The sequence below is a fragment of the Phormidesmis sp. 146-20 genome, from assembly GCF_052939475.1.
On the sequence record NZ_JBJPHT010000004.1, the window covers coordinates 234,905 to 252,741 of the forward strand.

General features: G+C 47.0%; 15 protein-coding genes. 11 read left to right on the forward strand and 4 right to left on the reverse strand.

The window, feature by feature from the left end; genetic code table 11:
• Positions 1 to 350: 350 nt before the first annotated feature.
• From ACKFKH_RS05830 to ACKFKH_RS05840, 3 genes are all read left to right on the forward strand, one after another.
• Complete coding sequence (locus ACKFKH_RS05830; protein WP_446857305.1) at positions 351 to 2,843, forward strand: phosphoketolase family protein; 2,493 nt, start codon at positions 351 to 353, stop codon at positions 2,841 to 2,843.
• A gap of 103 nt (positions 2,844 to 2,946) precedes the next feature.
• Complete coding sequence (locus ACKFKH_RS05835) at positions 2,947 to 3,585, forward strand: histidine phosphatase family protein (RefSeq protein ID WP_446857306.1); 639 nt, start codon at positions 2,947 to 2,949, stop codon at positions 3,583 to 3,585.
• Between the two features lie 68 nt (positions 3,586 to 3,653).
• Entirely contained in the window at positions 3,654 to 4,865 is a 1,212-nt protein-coding gene (locus tag ACKFKH_RS05840; protein WP_446857307.1) for an acetate kinase, read from the forward strand.
• A 171-nt stretch (positions 4,866 to 5,036) separates the two neighbouring features.
• On the opposite strand, the gene ACKFKH_RS05845 is transcribed toward ACKFKH_RS05840, so the two are convergent.
• Both ACKFKH_RS05845 and ACKFKH_RS05850 read right to left on the reverse strand, forming a co-directional pair.
• Entirely contained in the window at positions 5,037 to 5,390 is a 354-nt protein-coding gene (locus ACKFKH_RS05845; protein ID WP_446857308.1) for a hypothetical protein, read from the reverse strand.
• 704 nt (positions 5,391 to 6,094) lie between these two features.
• Positions 6,095 to 8,167: a TonB-dependent receptor plug domain-containing protein gene (locus ACKFKH_RS05850; protein WP_446857309.1), complete on the reverse strand. Its 2,073-nt coding sequence runs from the start codon at positions 8,165 to 8,167 to the stop codon at positions 6,095 to 6,097.
• Positions 8,168 to 8,568: 401 nt separating this feature from the next.
• On the opposite strand from ACKFKH_RS05850, the gene ACKFKH_RS05855 reads away from it, so the two are divergent.
• The 4 genes from ACKFKH_RS05855 (at position 8,569) to ACKFKH_RS05870 (ending at position 12,033) form a co-directional block, all read left to right on the forward strand.
• Complete coding sequence (locus ACKFKH_RS05855; RefSeq protein ID WP_446857310.1) at positions 8,569 to 8,898, forward strand: hypothetical protein; 330 nt, start codon at positions 8,569 to 8,571, stop codon at positions 8,896 to 8,898.
• A gap of 110 nt (positions 8,899 to 9,008) precedes the next feature.
• Positions 9,009 to 11,075, forward strand: coding sequence for a hypothetical protein (locus ACKFKH_RS05860; protein ID WP_446857311.1), 2,067 nt, complete (start codon positions 9,009 to 9,011; stop codon positions 11,073 to 11,075).
• The gene (locus ACKFKH_RS05865; protein ID WP_446857312.1) at positions 11,072 to 11,365 is read left to right on the forward strand and encodes a hypothetical protein; all 294 of its coding nucleotides are present in this window, start codon (positions 11,072 to 11,074) and stop codon (positions 11,363 to 11,365) included. The genes ACKFKH_RS05860 and ACKFKH_RS05865 overlap by 4 nt, the downstream gene beginning before the upstream one ends.
• Positions 11,366 to 11,454: 89 nt before the next feature.
• On the forward strand, positions 11,455 to 12,033 hold the full coding sequence (locus ACKFKH_RS05870; protein ID WP_446857313.1) for a Uma2 family endonuclease: 579 nt from the start codon (positions 11,455 to 11,457) through the stop codon (positions 12,031 to 12,033).
• A 184-nt stretch (positions 12,034 to 12,217) separates the two neighbouring features.
• On the opposite strand, the gene ACKFKH_RS05875 is transcribed toward ACKFKH_RS05870, so the two are convergent.
• Positions 12,218 to 12,385, reverse strand: coding sequence for a metallothionein (locus ACKFKH_RS05875; protein WP_446857314.1), 168 nt, complete (start codon positions 12,383 to 12,385; stop codon positions 12,218 to 12,220).
• A gap of 116 nt (positions 12,386 to 12,501) precedes the next feature.
• Between ACKFKH_RS05875 and nadC the strand changes: the two genes are divergently transcribed.
• On the forward strand, positions 12,502 to 13,380 hold the full coding sequence (gene nadC / locus ACKFKH_RS05880; RefSeq protein WP_446857315.1) for a carboxylating nicotinate-nucleotide diphosphorylase: 879 nt from the start codon (positions 12,502 to 12,504) through the stop codon (positions 13,378 to 13,380).
• A gap of 79 nt (positions 13,381 to 13,459) precedes the next feature.
• Positions 13,460 to 13,831, forward strand: a complete 372-nt coding sequence (locus ACKFKH_RS05885; protein ID WP_446857316.1) for a hypothetical protein — start codon at positions 13,460 to 13,462, stop codon at positions 13,829 to 13,831.
• A gap of 104 nt (positions 13,832 to 13,935) precedes the next feature.
• Here the strand turns inward: ACKFKH_RS05885 and ACKFKH_RS05890 are convergent, their stop codons facing one another.
• Positions 13,936 to 14,724 carry a C39 family peptidase gene (locus ACKFKH_RS05890; protein ID WP_446857317.1) on the reverse strand — a complete coding sequence of 263 codons (789 nt, stop codon included), beginning with the start codon at positions 14,722 to 14,724 and terminating at the stop codon, positions 13,936 to 13,938.
• 268 nt (positions 14,725 to 14,992) lie between these two features.
• On the opposite strand from ACKFKH_RS05890, the gene argS reads away from it, so the two are divergent.
• Together argS and ACKFKH_RS05900 are read left to right on the forward strand one after the other, a co-directional pair.
• Positions 14,993 to 16,774, forward strand: a complete 1,782-nt coding sequence (argS, locus tag ACKFKH_RS05895; RefSeq protein WP_446857318.1) for an arginine--tRNA ligase — start codon at positions 14,993 to 14,995, stop codon at positions 16,772 to 16,774.
• Between the two features lie 118 nt (positions 16,775 to 16,892).
• Entirely contained in the window at positions 16,893 to 17,789 is an 897-nt protein-coding gene (locus ACKFKH_RS05900; protein ID WP_446857319.1) for a hypothetical protein, read from the forward strand.
• Positions 17,790 to 17,837 lie beyond the last annotated feature (48 nt).

A 17,837-nucleotide genomic window follows, 5' to 3' on the forward strand; every position in this document is an offset into this window, starting at 1 on the left:
GACTTTGGACTCAATTCTAAACGAGGGATAAAGTCTGCATTCTGTCTGGTTTAACTGATCCATGTAAGGCGATCGCAGTTATTTTGACGATCGCTTTAATTCGATCAAGCCGATCCGGTTAGTTTGGGTCAGACATGATTGAAACAAAATCAGGGTGGTTCTATTTTAAGTTCTGAACCCCGACGAAAGACTCTTTACCAAGATTTAATTGCATTCTCGATCGTAATTCTTCAACATAGTGCCAGTGCGGCCAAAATCAGGGAAACCATCAAAACTGGCTATTCCTCCTTTTGGTCGTGTTCAAGTTTGTTGAGATAGACTACACCCATAGTTCACGGGCAATTATTCTTATGACAGTTGCTAACACAGTTCAAACAAAGCCTGCTTTGACTGATGAAGAACTGCACAAAATGAACGCATACTGGCGTGCAGCAAATTATTTATCCGTTGGACAAATCTATCTGCGCGACAATCCTTTGCTCAAAGAGCCACTTAGATTAGAACAGGTGAAACCTCGTCTGCTCGGTCACTGGGGCACCACACCAGGCTTAAATTTTATCTATGTTCATTTCAATCGAATTATCAAACGCTACGATTTGAATGCAATCTATATTGCTGGGCCGGGACATGGTGGGCCTGGAATGGTCGCCAACACTTATTTAGAAGGAACTTACAGCGAGTTTTATTCCAACATTTCGCAAGACGAAGCGGGCATGAAACGGCTGTTTACCCAGTTTTCTTATCCCGGTGGGATTCCCAGTCATGCGGCACCCGAAACCCCAGGCTCGATTCATGAAGGCGGAGAATTGGGGTATGCATTAGTTCACGCTTATGGAGCCGTTTTTGACAACCCTGATCTATTAGTCTGCTGTGTGGTCGGTGATGGCGAAGCAGAAACGGGGCCGTTGGCGGCAAGCTGGCATTCAAACAAATTCATCAATCCGGCTCGTGACGGCACAGTGTTGCCCATTCTGCATCTCAACGGTTATAAGATTGCGAATCCCACAGTTTTGGCACGATTAAGCGATCAGGAGCTTGAACACTTATTCACTGGCTATGGATATAAACCTTACTTTGTGGAAGGGGACGATCCAGAAACGATGCATCAATTGATGGCAGAAACGCTCGATACGATCGTTGCAGAAATCCAATCCATCCAGCGAGAGGCAAAAACTCACGGGTTCACGGAGCGTCCTCAGTATCCGATGATTATCTTACGATCGCCCAAAGGTTGGACAGGCCCCAAAGTCGTCGATGGCGTTCAAGTTGAGAATACGTTTCGATCGCACCAAGTGCCTTTAGCGGAGTTAGCCAGCAAGCCAGAACACTTGAAAATGCTGGAAACCTGGATGAAAAGCTATCGTCCAGAAGAACTATTTGATCAGGCGGGAAAGCTGATTCCTGAATTGGCAGAACTGGCACCGACGGGCGATCGTAGAATGGGCGCAAATCCTCACGCAAATGGGGGGCTGTTGCTCAAAGCTTTGAAAATGCCCGACTTTAGAAAGTACGCCGTGAAAGTGGAGCAACCCGGCACGATAGAGGCCGAATCGACGCGCATTTTGGGGCAGTTTCTCCGCGATGTCATGGTCGAGAATCTGGAGAGCCAAAACTTTCGAGTGTTTAGTCCTGACGAAAATAACTCGAATCGGTTAGGGGCTGTTTTAGAAGTGACCAATCGCGTTTCGACAGCAGAAATTTTGCCCACGGATGATCATATTTCTCCCGATGGGCGCGTGATGGAAGTTCTCAGCGAACATCTGTGCCAAGGCTGGCTAGAGGGCTATCTGCTCACTGGAAGACATGGATTTTTCTCATGCTATGAGGCGTTTATTCACATTATTGATTCGATGTTTAATCAGCACGCCAAATGGTTAGAGTCTTGTCGAGATATCGCCTGGAGAAGACCGATCGCATCGCTAAATTACCTGCTGACCTCACACGTCTGGCGACAAGATCACAATGGTTTTTCACACCAAGATCCTGGCTTTATCGATCATGTTGTGAATAAGAAAGCCAGTACAATTCGCGTCTATTTACCACCGGATGCAAACACTTTATTGTCGGTCGCGGATCACTGTTTACGCAGTCAGCACTACGTCAACGTGATTGTGGCCGGAAAACAACCGGAATTGCAGTGGTTAAACATGGAGGATGCGATCAAACACTGTACGGCGGGTGTGGGAATCTGGGAATGGGCCAGCAACGATCGAGACGCTGAACCCGATGCTGTGATGGCGTGTGCGGGAGATGTGCCGACTTTAGAAGCATTGGCGGCCGTTGATTTCTTACGTCAACACTTCCCCGATCTCAAAATTAGAGTGGTGAATGTGGTGGATTTGATGACGCTGCAACCTAAGATCGAACATCCGCACGGCTTGTCTGACAAAGATTTTGACTCGATCTTTACGACGGATAAGCCGATTATTTTTGCCTATCACGGCTATCCCTATCTCATTCATCGCTTGACTTATCGCCGTACCAATCATTCCAATATTCACGTTCGAGGCTTTAAGGAAGAAGGAACGACGACCACGCCGTTTGATATGGTCGTACTGAATGACCTCGATCGCTTTCATCTGGCGCAGGATGTGATCGATCGCGTGCCTCGACTCAGAAGCACTGGCGCACACGTCAAGCAAATCATTCGAGACAAGCTCATTGATCACAAACATTACATCAACGAGAATGGCGAAGACATGCCAGAAGTTCAAAACTGGAATTGGGGATTTTACCGCAATCCTGAAACTCGTGAAACGCCAAAAACATCGCTAGATCACACGGATGGAGGAGGAACACCCGCTCTAGAAGGAGCAGAAGGAGGGGCGCGATCGGGTTCTTAATGTCAGGTCTACAAGCAAATGTGTAAGATGCGGGAATGGGCGATCAACGGTTACAAAATCCAACGATCGCTCATTTCCCACCCCTATCCCTTACTCTGAGTCAATGAGCCTAAAAATTTACTTTCTGCGTCACGGGCAAACCCCTTTTAGTCGAGAAAATAGCTACTGTGGCGGATTAGATCCTGACCTCACACCAGAGGGAGTGCAGATGGCAGAGGCCTTTGGTCAAGCGTATCGGTCACTTCCCTGGAAGGCTATTTTTGTCAGTCCGATGAAGCGCACGATCGCGACCGCAAAACCGCTTTGTGATGCGATTGGAATGGAAATGCAGTTACGAGACGGATTAAAAGAGATTCAGTATGGCAAATGGGAAGGTGAAACGGTCGAAACGGTAAAAGAAACGTTTACGGATGACTATCTAGCATGGCTGACGGAACCCGCCTGGAATCCGCCCACCGCAGGAGAGACAGCCGTTCAGGTGGCCAATCGATCGTCTACTGTGATTACCGAAATTCAGCGACAGTGCGGCAGTGGGAATGTTCTCGTGGTTTCGCACAAAGCGACGATTCGGATTATTTTGTGTAGTTTGTTGGGGATTGATCTGGGTCGATTTCGCGTTCGGATTGGGGCACCTGTAGCCTCGGTGAGCGTGGTTAAGTTTGATGCGAATGGGCCGCTGTTGGAACGGTTGGGCGATCGCACTCATCTCAGCGTTGAGTTGCAGAATTTGCAGGGAACTTAGAAGGGATGAGGAATGAGGAGTGAGGAATGAGGAGTGAGGAATGAGGAGTGAGGAGTGAGGAATGAGGGATGAAAATTTTGGTGTTGAATGCTGGGTCGAGTAGTCAGAAAAGTTGTTTGTATGAGATCACCGGAGATACGCTGCCGGATCACTTTTTGCAACCAATTTGGGAAGCGACTGCGGACTGGACACATCAGCAAGATGTTGTAGAACTTAAGGTTAAAACACAGGGGGCGATTCTCAAAGAGGAACTGGAAGCAACGGAGCGATCTAGCATTCTGACTCACATGCTAGATACTTTGTGGAATGGTGAAACTCAAGTGATTGAGAAGCCTTCAGACATTGATGTTGTCGGACATCGGGTGGTACATGGGGGAGAAAAATATCGGCAAAGTGTCCGCATTACGTCAGAGGTGAAGACGGCGATCGATGAGCTTTCTATGTTTGCTCCGGTTCATAATCCGATTAATTTGGAGGGGATTGAAGCGATCACAACGGTATTCGCTGAAGTGCCACAGGTTGCTGTTTTTGACACTGCGTTTCATGCCCAATTGCCCCTCGCTGCGACGGTCTATCCGATTCCTTATCAGTGGTTTGAAAAAGGCATTCGTCGCTATGGGTTTCATGGCATTAGTCATGGCTATTGTGCCGATCGTGCCGCTCAGATTCTCAATCGGGACTTGTCAGAATTGCGCCTGATCACCTGTCATTTGGGCAATGGCTGTTCGTTGGCTGCGATTCAAAATGGTCACAGTATTGATACGACGATGGGCTTTACGCCGCTGGAAGGGTTGATGATGGGCAGTCGATCGGGTTCGATTGATCCAGGAATCTTGATTCACTTATTGCGTCAGGAGGGCTTGAGCGCCGATCGTCTGGATGAAATGTTAAACAAATCGTCGGGACTAAAAGGCGTGTCTGGGGTGTCTGCGGATTTGCGGCCAATTTTGGCGGCGATTTCAGAAAACAATGCTCAGGCGAAATTGGCGTTTGACGTTTACATTCATCGGCTTCGCGCTCAAATTGGGGCAATGGCAGCCTCGCTCAAAGGGTTAGATGCGCTGATTTTTACGGCTGGCGTGGGCGAAAATTCCCCAGAAATCAGGGCGGCGGCTTGCGAAGGATTTGAGTTTTTTGGCTTGAAAATTGACCCCGAAAAGAACGCAAATTCTCCCAAAGATCAGGACATTTCTACGTCAGATTCGACCATTCGAGTGCTGGTGATTCAGACTCAGGAAGACTGGGCGATCGCGCAAGAATGCTGGCAATTGAGACAGTAAGCTAACGTGAATTCGATGAAATCTTTCGCGACGGTTATCAATCTGGGCACCCCCTAAATCCCCCACGAGTGAGGGACTTTGAACCGCAATTTTTGTCCGAAAGTCTTCCAGAATGAGGAGTTGGGGGCAGAAGACGCTAACACCGCAGCGAAAGACTTCATCAAATTGAATTCACGATTCAGCCAATTTTCGTCGCTGTCGGGTGAGAATACTCATCACTTCGCCAAATGAGGGTGCAGGCAGCAAAGGACTCCACTCAGTAGCATTCGCAAATCGTCGAACGTGCAAATTTTGAATCGTTTCGGTCACGCCGTCTGAAGAACCGATGATTAACACGCGCAACACTTCAAACTCATCAGATTGAGGAACGACAGCATCAGGTAAAAGATCCTGAAGCGGAATGCGAAGCGAAGTAATCGTGAAACGGGGAATGGAATCGGGAAGGAATCGGCGTTGAATCAATTCTAGAAATGCGTAAGCAAAATCGCACAGCCAAAAGCCAGCGTTCAAGAGGCGCTCTGCCATTGTCATTACTCCAAATTAGGTTTCCGAAGAAACCCAAAAAACTAGCCGCCCCGACAAGCAGAACAAGTTAGAGCGACCAAAGGAGTGATAAAATCCTCCATTAGCCCTCCGGACTGCGCTATCAGTCTCGTGGGTTAGCTGCCCTTCGTTGTTTCAGCAACTTGGGGCGGCGACAGACTAGATTTTTTGGGCGATCGGACAACTTCCCGCAACGAAAAGATGTCCTTGATTTGAGAGAATATCTGGAATTTCGGTTCTCGTCAAGTAGCTAGTTCAGCAATTTCCAAACAAGACTTTAGCAGAATAGCCCTTAACTTAAGCAAACTTCACCTTTAGTCAGTGCCATTTCCTTTTTAGGGTATTAGAGCGATCTTGTCTTTGATGTGGTGAGTGATATCACTGCTGAAAACCTCCCTTCCCCTGACCAGGTTTTCTAACATTGTTTTTTTAGCATTGAAATATAGCAATCCTAAATGAGTCATGAACAGATTTTTGTCGCTCCGTTCCAGTCCGCTTCGCCCCCTAAATCCCCCATTCTGGGGGACTTTGAAACTTGGGAATGGGTCTTGAAATCTAGGAAGTCTCTCTGCTCAAAGTTCCCAAAGTTGGGGGATTTAGAGGGCACGATCAAGTCTGCATTTCACGAGTGATTTGGGATTGCTATAGCAATAAACCTGAGTCTTCCATTTTCCTGCACGCTAAATCTAAAAGGTAGACTGTAGCCCGACTCGATAGGTTAGCCCAGGTTGATAAATACGATTGACTTTCTCATAACTACGATCGGCTAAGTTCTCAATAAAAATCGTCAGCCCTAACCCTTGTGTAATAGGAATTCTCGCACTCAAATCTAGATTGACCCAGGCAGGGGAGAAATCAGTGCTAGTATCACCAAAATTGTTGAAAAAGGCTCGACGCGCCCCACTGTAGTAGCTGGCATACAAATTAAGCTGCCACCCATTTGACTCGTAGCCAATTCCCATCTGCCCCACAGAGAACGGAATTAACCCAAGCTGTAAGCCCTTTTCGGCACCTGTTTCGATCTTGGCATCGGTGTAAGTGTAGTTGAGAAAGGTTGACCACTGACGAGATACTTGCCACCGCAGCGCCGCTTCCAATCCATTGGTATTAACCAGACCAATATTTGCCCAACGACCTGCTTGAATGCCTAAGCGATCGTTTAATCGACTCCCAAAATAAGTTAACTGCCCCGTCACGTTTTGCGTCAAGCGTACATCAACCCCCGCCGTCCACGAAGACCCTGTTTCTGGATCGAGATCAGGATTGGGTAACCAGTTATGCACCGTGTCAAACACATACAACTGATCCAACCCAGGATTGCGATGCACCGACACCCAGCTTCCTCGAAAGGCGATCGCAGGTGATGCGTCCCAACGAGCGCCCACACTCGGATTAAGATAGTTGCCAAACTGACTATTAAAGTTTTGCCGCAAGCCTGCATCAACTTGAAATCCTTTCGTGACTTGCCAGGTGTTGAGCGCAAACAAGGCTCCGTGAAACTGATCCCGATTTTCAGTTTCGTTTAGAGAAATAAATCGGGGAATATTACTCAGCGTTTCGCCATCTAATGAGGAGTTTTTGAGGTCTACTCCCCAGCGTAATGTGTGGTTTGTGGACGTTCTCCAATCATGCTCAACCCTGGCGCTGATTGCTTGTGAATCAAGCTTTCCACTGCGAAAAAACCTGCCTTGAGCCGGGCCATAGGTGCTGAAATAATCTTGATTGAATGCCAGCGTCGTTCTGAGATTAGAATCTTCTCCAGCCCCTAATTTTGAACTCAAACTCAAGCCCACATTTAGCGCATCATGATCCAAACGATCGCGCTGCAAGGGAAACCCAAAATACAGCAGTCCGCGCCGACTTGTAATTTTAGACGCATCCAAGGTTAGGCTATTTCGAGCATTCAAATCAAGAATGAAGTTGCCAAAGTAGTTATCTTTAGTTGAGTCACCATTAAACAATCGACCATCTGGGCCTCGATTAGCCGCCCCAACCGGAACTCGATAGTTGTTTTCAGCTTTGGCGCGATCATATCCAAAGTTATATCTCAACTCGCCCACAGAGCCACCAAACTGACCTTTATAGATAGATTCATCAAAAGACCCAAACTGTGAGGCTCCAGCAAATTTAGACTGTCTTGAGCCTTCTTTGGTGACAATGTTAACAACTCCCCCGATCGCTTCTGAGCCGTAGAGCGTGGCGCTGGTGCCGCTAGACAGTTCGATCCGGTCGATCGCGCCAACTGGGATAGCATTAAGGTCTGTTGCGCCGTGATAGGTGTTGATGTTGCTGCCGATTGGTCTGCCGTTGATCATAAAAATCGACTGATTAATCGACGCTCCTCGATAAGAGGTTCCGGTATGAATATCTGCACCAAATCCAGCGTCATTAATTGCGAATCCTGGTAAACCGCGCAGCACCTCTGCCAAACTGTCTGCACCCTGCTTTTCGATTTCGGCGGCTGGAATCACATATACTGGAGTCGATCCCGTTCTTCGCTTTTCTTCGACCACCAGTTCTTCTTCAGGCGTATCAGAATCGGACTGACTCACTTGCAGGGGGGTCGCTTTGAGCGATAACTGACTAAACTGAAACTCAGGAGTTATCAACAGCAGACTGGCTTTTGTTTCGGGACGATCGATTTCACTCAAGCGAGAAATATTGATTTTGGGTGCGATCGGATTGGCACTCACAGCAGGCCCAAATCCACAGGTAGCAAAAACTGCACCCATCCACATCAACATCAACTTTGATTTCATTGGTTTGTACTAATTAACTTACTCACACGCAGGAAGCAGCAAATACAATTGACAGCATTAACTTTTGTGCAACAAAAGCTTATTCCCATAGTGTGATAGCCCTTGTCAAAAGACGACTCGTCAAACTTGTGGTCTACAGAACCTATTTGACATCTGTTGGTTTATTTCCCAAGGAGCTTGCGAAGCAGATCGCCACGCAGAAGGTTTTGTCAGTCAATCGGGTGCGATCGCACAGTAGTTCGTGATTTCAGAAAGCTTTAGTTGAAGGTTACGTCAACTTGATGAAGTTTTTTCGCTTCGATGTTCAAATCTTTTGCCCCCAACCACCCAATTCTGGGAGACTTTAAAACAAGATTCTGGGTCAGGCTATAGCAGTCCTAAATTAGTCGTGAAATGCAACGTTGATCGCGCCCCCTTATTTGTATTGCGATACGCCGTTTGTGTTGCCGCATTCGCGATCGGAGTTTTACCAAAAATCAACGGACATTTTATTAGAGTCGTGGGATCAGGCGCGTCAGACTCCGAACGTTTACAAGATGCGAGAGAAACGGCTGGTGCTGCGTCATTTGGCGGCTTGTCTGCAAGAACAACAAGGGAGCGATCTCTTCGAGTTATCCGCTAGGGGTCGTCGCAGTCTCAATTTTCAGTCTGTGTTTGCTCAAGTTGCGCGGGTGTTGCCGAGTCTGAATCTGGAGGTCAAAGATACTCATACCAAATCCACTAGTTACTGATACAGATCCTCGCCCCCTAAATCCCCCAGTTTGGGGGACTTTGAAACGGCTTCCCTGATAGGTTCTTTTCAAATCTAAGAGATAGAAATCGGTTAATTAACTGATTTTTTATGAGTATCATTTGTTGGTTGATTTGGTATCAGCCATTGTTGAAGGAAGTGATCGAGCGCAGTGGATTGCTGATGGAAATTGATGGGGGCGATCGCTATCAGTTTGCTCATTTGACGTTGCAGGAGTTTTTTGTGGCAGATCAGTTTCGCGATCGGGCGGATGATCTGGTGGCTCGATTTGAGACAGATGCGATCGCGTGGCGGGAGCCGATCAAACTCTGGTGTGGATTGGTGGGAGACAGCACTTCGCTGATTGAGCGGATTTATCAGAGGGATGCGATCGCTGCGTTTGAGTGTTTGGCAGACGCTCAACAGGTCGATCAAGCGTTGGCAGATCAAATTATTGAGGCGTTCAAAAGTCGATTGGGAGAGGTGACGGAAGGGGAAGCGATCGTGCAGGCGTTTGCGGCGGTGGCGGCGAATACGCGATCGAGAGGCGAGGCGGTTTTTCAGTTTTTGGAAGCGAGTTTGAGAAGTGGAGGGAGCAGTCAAAGAATCGCGGCGGCTCAGGCGTTGTCGTTAAGCAATTTGCCCAAAGCGGCTCAGGTTCTCGCCGATCGCTACTCCTCAGATGTGCGGCAACCGTTGATTCGGATGGGAGATTTGGCAGTTCCAGCGCTCAAAAAGTTGGCGGAGTCGGGCAACCAGAATGCACTGAATGATTTGGCGAGAATTGGGACTCCGGGAGCGGCTCAGGGGTTGGTGCCGTTTTTGTGGCATTCAAATGCAGAAATGTCGGGGCGAACTGCCTGGCACTTGGCAACATTGATTTCTCAACCAGAAATAGAAGCAGCGTTTCGAGAATGTCAGCTTGAACGATCGCAACTCGATAATAAATTCCTACTAAATTGGGTTTGGGAGCCATTTTTTGGTTCGACTTATGACTCTACAACTAACGTTTCGGCTGGTGACGTTTTCTCATCTCCACTTGTGTTGAGATCTGCCTTGCCGATCGTCGCCAATCGCATCGCCTATTTGTTGCAGGAGGCACCGATCGAGACAGCCCTAACTCCCTTGAAGCTTGATCCGCGTTTGGTAATTCCGGTGTGCGCGATCGCGCTTCGCCAACAGGTTGATTTACCCAAAAAGTTAAGTTCTCAAGCAGAAGCCTTACTCGAACAACAAACCATCACACCCGACATCGAACATCTTATTAGACAAGAAGTTAATAACTTATTAGGCGTTCAACAATCTCTTTTCAGATGGGCGTTTTTGCTCTCTGGACTTCCACCAAAGCTACAGCTTGATTTACTGAATCGATTAATCAACGGACGAAAACCAGACAAAGGCGATTGGTCACGACTCTTCCGGCGAATGACGTATCGATTCAAAACAGGCTGGCATTATCGCGTCATTCTAGGATGTGCTTTCTTACTATCTGCTGTAGCACTCATCCAAATGTTTTACTTGCCATTTCAGTCGCCGCAAGCTTGGACATCTTGGCTGTTTGGCTTGAATAGTCTGGTGATTGTTTGTTTCTGGGTTTTTCTACAACAAGGCATTGAAGACCGTTTTGCCCCCGATCTCTTCATGAATTTCGGACTGTTCGGCGTGGTTACATTTCTGGTCGAACTACGTCGATTGTATGCACAGCGTTTAGTGTGGGCTGGAATCGAGATTTTGTTTGAAACCATAACAAACCGTAAAACTGCTGCTATTACTGTTGCTGGCATTATTACCATTACTTTGAATATCACTGCTGGTTTTATCGGTGCTATTATAATCATTGTTTCTGTTGGTGTTTTTAGTAATCTTCCTGTTGCTGGTTCTGTTGCTATTCCTGCTGCCATTTTTGGTCTTATTGCCTGGTATAGAGATAAACCGGATTCTCGCAGATCTTTTGCAGCGTTGGCGTTTTCATTTTTTTGTTGGTTGCCTATCACTGTTTGTTATTCAACCCTGGCATTTCTGAAGTTTCTCTCTGGGTGGCAAGTGGCTTTGTTGTGGGGCGCGATCGTCCTCTCCTGCACCTTCCTCTGGTTTTACGGACAACACAAAGACTACCAGGCACGCAACCCCCTACAAGGCATCCCAGAACTCGAAAAATATCGCCGTGAACCGAGATGAAACTGAGAGGAGGAGGAGCGATCGCTTTCCTGATTCTGCCTTTTATAATGGTTGCTGAAGCGATCGGAGAACCTATGCTTTCTGAACAGCAACTCATCGAAAAATGGCGCAAACTCCCAGCCCCTCAACAGCAGCAAGTTAGTAACTTCGTAGAGCTTCTAGAATCTCAAGAACCAGAAATCAATAACACACTGCCCATTATCGAGATTTGGTCGCCCTACGAAAGCTATGCTGCCGCTCAAGACCTTCTGACACTTCTCAAAAATGATCCAGGAGAATGCGCTGTATGAGTCAAGCTACAATCGACCCAACGAAGATCTGAAGCGATCGCTCACATCATCTGCGAGTTAAAATCATTCATAGTCAGCAGTGCGATCGTATGACGCAATTACTCGACAAAACCCACGATACAGTGATGACCTTTCCTGGCACCTGGGAGAGTTTTAAGCTGATTCAGCAGGGCTTGACCGATTCCCCCGGTGTCAAACTAGCCTACTACAAGGGCACGATCGAACTTCTGATGCCTGGACAAGATCACGAATTTTTTAAAAGTCTAATTGGCTACCTGATCGAAACGTTCTTCTACGAAAAAGGCATCAACTTTAAGCCAACTGGCTCTATGACGCAAGAGAAAGCAACCGAAGCGTCTGCACAAGCAGATGAGTCTTATTGCATTGGTGAATTAAAACCGATCGCTGACTTATCAATTGAAGTTGTTTTTACAAGCGGCGGCGAGAGCAAACTGGCGCGATATAGAACATTAGGAGTCTCTGAAGTCTGGTTTTGGCAAGATGGATTATTTACATTGCATCACCTGCGAGAAGATGGCTATGAGCAGATCTATTGCAGTGAATTGCCAGGACTGGAAACGCTCAACATCGACCTGCTCACAAGATGTGTTTTGATAGCTCAAACAGACAACGGAGAAGCCGTCAGAGTCTTTCGGCAAAGTATCTAGATTGAGGCTGATTCGCTCAAATATTTGTAGCGATCGCGCTTAGATCTCAATAACCTACTGCAAATCCGATCGCAACCTTTCATTAAAAATATATCCATTAAAAATAGGGCCAGTCTCTTCTAGCTGTCGCATCGAAAAGTACGGCCCCACAATTAATTGGCTCAAATAATCAACTCAAAGCTAATTAGCAAGTACAGCCTTTGTGTCCACAGTCGCCATGTCCTTGAGGATGGCCGTCGGCACAGACTTCGCTGCAATAGAGTTTGCCATCTTTTTCAACTGCGCCACCTTCTGTAGACACCACACACAGGCAGGGTTCGCAAGCACATTTCATTTGGGTAACAGTCGTCATAATCGTCTCCTTTGGTTTGTGAATTCATCATAACGTATGAACAGACGTTCAGATATTAAGAAATTCAAACGCGATCGCTGTTTATAATGACGAAGACTCTACACGCAGATATTTCAATGGCTACACTGCCACCGTTTTTGGCGATCGACCCACTCCTCCAAAGCTGGCTGCTCGAAGATATTGGGCGCGGCGATCGCACCACGCAGAGCCTCTTTCCATCGGGGACTCAGCAAAATCACGCCGTCTGGATCGCCAAAGAAACAGGCATCATCGCCGGATTGCCGATCGCCGCCAGAGTGTTTCATCACTTGGATGCGGCCGTCAGGTTTCAACCCTTGATTGCAGAAGGAGAGACTTGTCAAAAGGGTGAAGCGATCGCCAACCTTCAAGGATCGTTTGATGCGCTGCTGACGGGCGAACGGGTGGCGCTTAATTTAGCGATGCGGCTGAGTGGCATTGCAACGATGACCCGAAAGTATGTCGAAAAAATCGCCGATTTGCCGACTCAATTTGTCGATACTCGCAAGACAACGCCAGGGCTGCGTCTGCTCGAAAAGTATGCCTCTCAGGTCGGCGGAGCCGTCAACCATCGAATGGGATTAGACGATGCAGTGATGATCAAAGACAATCATATTGTTGCTGCTGGGGGTATTGGATCTGCGATCGCCAAAGTTCGGTCTCACATTCCCTACCCGTTGACGATCGAAGTCGAAACTGAATCGCTGTCTCAGGTTGAAGAGGCGCTACACCATCGAGCCGACATTATCATGCTGGACAACATGCCGCTTGAGTTGATGAAGGATGCAGTGCAAAAGATTCGCCATTACAACGATCGCATCAAAATCGAAGCATCGGGAAATGTCAGTTTGGAAACGATCAGAGCGATCGCCCAAACAGGCGTGGATTTTATTTCAAGCAGTGGCCCGATGACGCGATCGCCCTGGCTCGATTTGAGTATGCGCTTCAACGTTTCACAAAGCCAACCCGACGCATAAGAGACTTCTCAACACAGCGGGATTTTATCGATCAAGCGGCTAACCTGCTACCATTCTCTATGCAGCGAGAAGAACAGCGATGACAGACTTCCCAAACAACCCATCGATTGAGCAGCAGTGGAGCCAACTGCCCGTACTTGTAACTCAACTTGTTCAGGCATCCAGCCGACAGAGCCAAAAACTAGAAATTCTGATCGATCAGATCGGACGGCTCACAGAATTGATTACGGTAGGCTTTCATGATGTGGACGAAAAATTTAGAAATCTGGACGATCGCCTCGATCGCCTCACCACCAATACCGAACACCTGCTCGAAGTTGCTACCCAACAAACCTTAGCAATTGAGCGTATGAATGAGGCTCAACAAGTCACCATTAGAGAGCAAGCCGCGATCGTTGCCGCCCAAACTGAAAACGTCAGCCGCTTGATTCAACTGCTCGATCGACGATGATTTAAGGCACAAAAAAGAACGATCATTTCATATAATCGTCCTTTATTGAATAGAGGAATTGAATAGAGAAACTGGCTTTACTTCCAGCGATAGTTTCTAACTCTTCAAGGTTTTGAGATGAAATGCACCCAAAAATTGCCGTCGGGAATGCATAGCCGCTTGATCATCTCATAGGAATAGTGGACGTATTTTCCTTTGGTGTCTTCGATGCCGAGAGTGTTGCGATCGTAGCCCCAGGAGTACCATTCTCCAAACGGATCGTGAACCAAAAAGCCATTTTCGTCAAAGCCAGCCAAAACGACAATGTGACCAAAATCAGTGAAATAGCCGTGAATCACAGCAGGTTTGTTGTCGGTGAGCCATTCTTTGACCTGGGTGATCGTGCCGTCTGCTCTAAAATCATCTCGGTAGCCGTAGTCCTCCACGATCGTCGCCAAATCATGGGGATCATGACGGCTCAAGCCTTTCTTCTCAGCGTAGGCATAGAGTTCGTCTTCAAACTGACCGATCGTAGATTTGCGTTTGACACCCAAAAATTCTAAACACATCGCCAGCGAAGTCACGTTACAGGAGCCATTGGGATTTAGCTCATTGTCGCGCTGAGATTTGTAGGGAATGTTGAGCTTTGTCGTAATCGGAATGGCTCTCGGATAAGCGCGAACCCCATCTCTACGAACTTCTACATGTTTACCAAACACATACCAAACATTCGTATCTTTGAAGGTATCTTTGGAGAAAAAGCAGCGAACGTGATCTCGCTCAATGGTAAAGGAATCGAGTTCTAAAACTTTGCCTGCTGCGATCGACTGCTTAAAATCATCGGGCAGTTCTGAAGAGGGAATCGGCTTTCTTTTGAGAATCGTTGAGGCGAGAATCTTAAGGGTTAGTGACATAATGCACCCACTGATCTGGATTGAGACGACTAGATTAAGAATATTGGATTGAGAAACGGAAAAGTTTGAGTTTAGCGTTCCCAGATTTTGGGATCAGCTTCTAAATCATTTATTCAGAGAGACGATCGCTCATTCCAGTTTTTGGGTCTTGAAAAATTTTCTGCAATCAATTTTCTTGCCCAAACGATCGCCCATGCTGAATGATAGAAAGTCAGGTCGCTATTCTAGAGTGGATGGCCGCTATTCTGTTTGCAGGCTTTTGAAAAGTATGGACGCTACGATTTCACAGTTAAAACATCGCTTTGAGCAGGCATTGGTTTCAGCGTTTGGAGAAACGTTAGCGGGAGTCGATCCGCTTTTGGTGCCGTCGAGCAATCCTAAGTTTGGTGATTATCAGTCCAATGCACCGATGTCGCTGGCCAAACGGTTGGGCAAGGCTCCACGAGCGATCGCAGAAGAATTAATTCAAGCCTTGGATGTGTCGGAGTTTTGTCAAGCGCCCAGTGTCGCCGGGCCGGGATTTATCAATTTGACCCTCAAGCCTGACTATTTAGAGGCGCGATTGAATGCGATGCAAAGCGACGACCCCTTGCGGGTAACTCGAAGAGATCGTCTTAGCATTGCTCCCGTTTCGTCGCCCAAGCGGATTGTGGTGGACTTTTCGAGTCCCAATATTGCCAAAGAAATGCATGTGGGGCATCTGCGATCGACCATTATCGGTGACTGCATCGCCCGAATTTTGGAATTTCAAGGGCATGACGTGCTGCGGCTCAACCATGTGGGCGATTGGGGCACTCAGTTTGGCATGTTGATCACCTATTTACGCGAAGTGGCTCCGGCTGCCTTGACGACGGCGAATGCGATCGACCTGGGCGATCTGGTGGCGTTCTACAAAAAAGCCAAACAGCGATTTGACGAAGATCCTCAGTTTCAAGAAGCGTCTCGTCAAGAAGTGGTGCGGTTGCAATCGGGTGCAGAAGATACGTTACGAGCGTGGAATTTGCTGTGTGAACAGTCGCGGAGTGAGTTTCAAGAAATCTACGATCTGTTGGATATTTGTCTAACGGAGCGAGGCGAATCTTTTTACAATCCACTGTTAGCTGATGTCGTCAAAGATTTAGAAACCGCAGGCTTATTAGTCGAAGATCAGGGCGCAAAATGTGTCTTTCTTGAAGGCTTTTCTAATCGAGAGGGTGACCCGTTACCTTTGATTATTCAAAAGTCGGATGGCGGCTACAATTACGCAACAACTGATTTGGCAGCGATTCGGCAACGCATTCAAAAAGAACAGGCTCAACGCTTGATTTACATTACGGATGCGGGTCAATCCAATCACTTTGCTCAAGTGTTTCAAGTGGCGCGTCGAGCAGGGTGGATTCCTGAAACGGTGAAGGTTGAGCATGTTCCGTTTGGGTTGGTGCAGGGTGAAGATGGCAAGCGGCTCAAGACCCGATCGGGCGATACAGTTCGACTGCGAGATTTGTTGGATGAAGCGATCGTGCGATCAAGAACAGATATTGAAACTCGACTGAAGGAAGACGATCGTTCTGAAACTGAAGAATTCATCGCCCACACCTCACAAATTGTCGGAATTAGTGCCGTTAAATACGCTGACCTGAGCCAAAATCGCACCAGTAACTATATTTTTAGCTTCGACAAAATGCTGGCGCTTCAAGGCAATACGGCACCCTATATGCTCTATGCCTATGCGCGAGTTCAATCCATCAGTCGAGAAGGAAAGATCGACTTTCAAAACTTAGGGTCAGATGCAAATATTCTCTTAAAAGAAGAAGCAGAATTAACGCTGGCAAAGCATCTATTACAGCTAGAAGACATCATCGATTTGGTTAGTCAAGATTTGTTTCCCAATCGATTGTGTCAATACCTGTTTGAACTCAGCCAAAAATACAATCGATTTTACGAACTTTGCCCCGTTCTTAAAGCCGAAGAACCTGTTAGAACCTCTCGCTTAATGCTCTGTGATCTAACCGCCCGCACGTTGAAGCTGGGACTTTTTTTGTTGGGAATTGAAGTTGTCGATCGCATGTAACTCGCCTGACAATCCCTTAAACGAATTTCGATTGATGAGAGCGTAATTAATCAGGGTGAGCGGTCGTCGTTCTGGGCAGACTTTCTTGAAATCGTAGCAGGCAGAGGAGCAAAGCGGTTTGGATTTTATCGTCATAGATACGGAAGGTGACCCAGAACTTCGCGAAGTTGCTATTCTCGACTGTCAAGGACGACTGATCTACGAAGCGTTTTCTGCTGATCACAAAGATTTCTCGGCCAAAAATGTAAAAAGTTACGATGGCAACCTTAAGCCGCTTAAGCAAATTGTTCAGGACATTGCTACGATCGCTCTATCAAAGCGTGTAGTTTGCCACTATGCCGAGCATGATCTTAAAGTGTTACGACATAGCTTTCACAGAGTTAAAGTCTTGTGGAAAAATTTTACTGTTGCCTGTACTTATGAGCTTGCCAAACAGCATTTTCAAGTAGATAGCTACTCGTTAGACCATTTGAGTAAATATCTACACCTCAAAGTCAAGGGCAAGCGATTCAATTCAAATCAGGCGCATACTGCTCGATACGACGCAGAATTTACTCACCAACTCTACTTAAAAATTTTAGAGAATCAGCAGGCAATGACACAGCCCCAATTGCATCACGCAAATCCTTTTAGCAGCAGTCGTGTTGATACGCCTTTTCAAGATCACGTTGATTTTCAGTCGATTTATCACACCGAGTTTGAGCTTCTTAAGTCCAGTTTGAGAGACATTAAAGCTGACGCTAATCAACAAAGCAAAGGTGCGGTCGTCATTGGTGAAGCTGGGTCAGGAAAGACGCATTTGATCATGCGAATGGCGAAAGAATTGCTGCGTACTAATCGCCTATTGTTCATTCGACAGCCCAACAACGCAGAGCATGTTTTGCACCACACGTATTCTCGAATTCTAGAGTCATTTGCTGAGAAAGTGGTTGGGAGCGATCGTACTCAACTCGAACTGCTTATCGCTAATAGCTTTGTCAAAATTCTTAGCTCATTAACCAAGGTGACTAAGTAGGTGGGTAAAATTAATTGTAAGATAGAGAGCCTACTAAATTCTCCGATT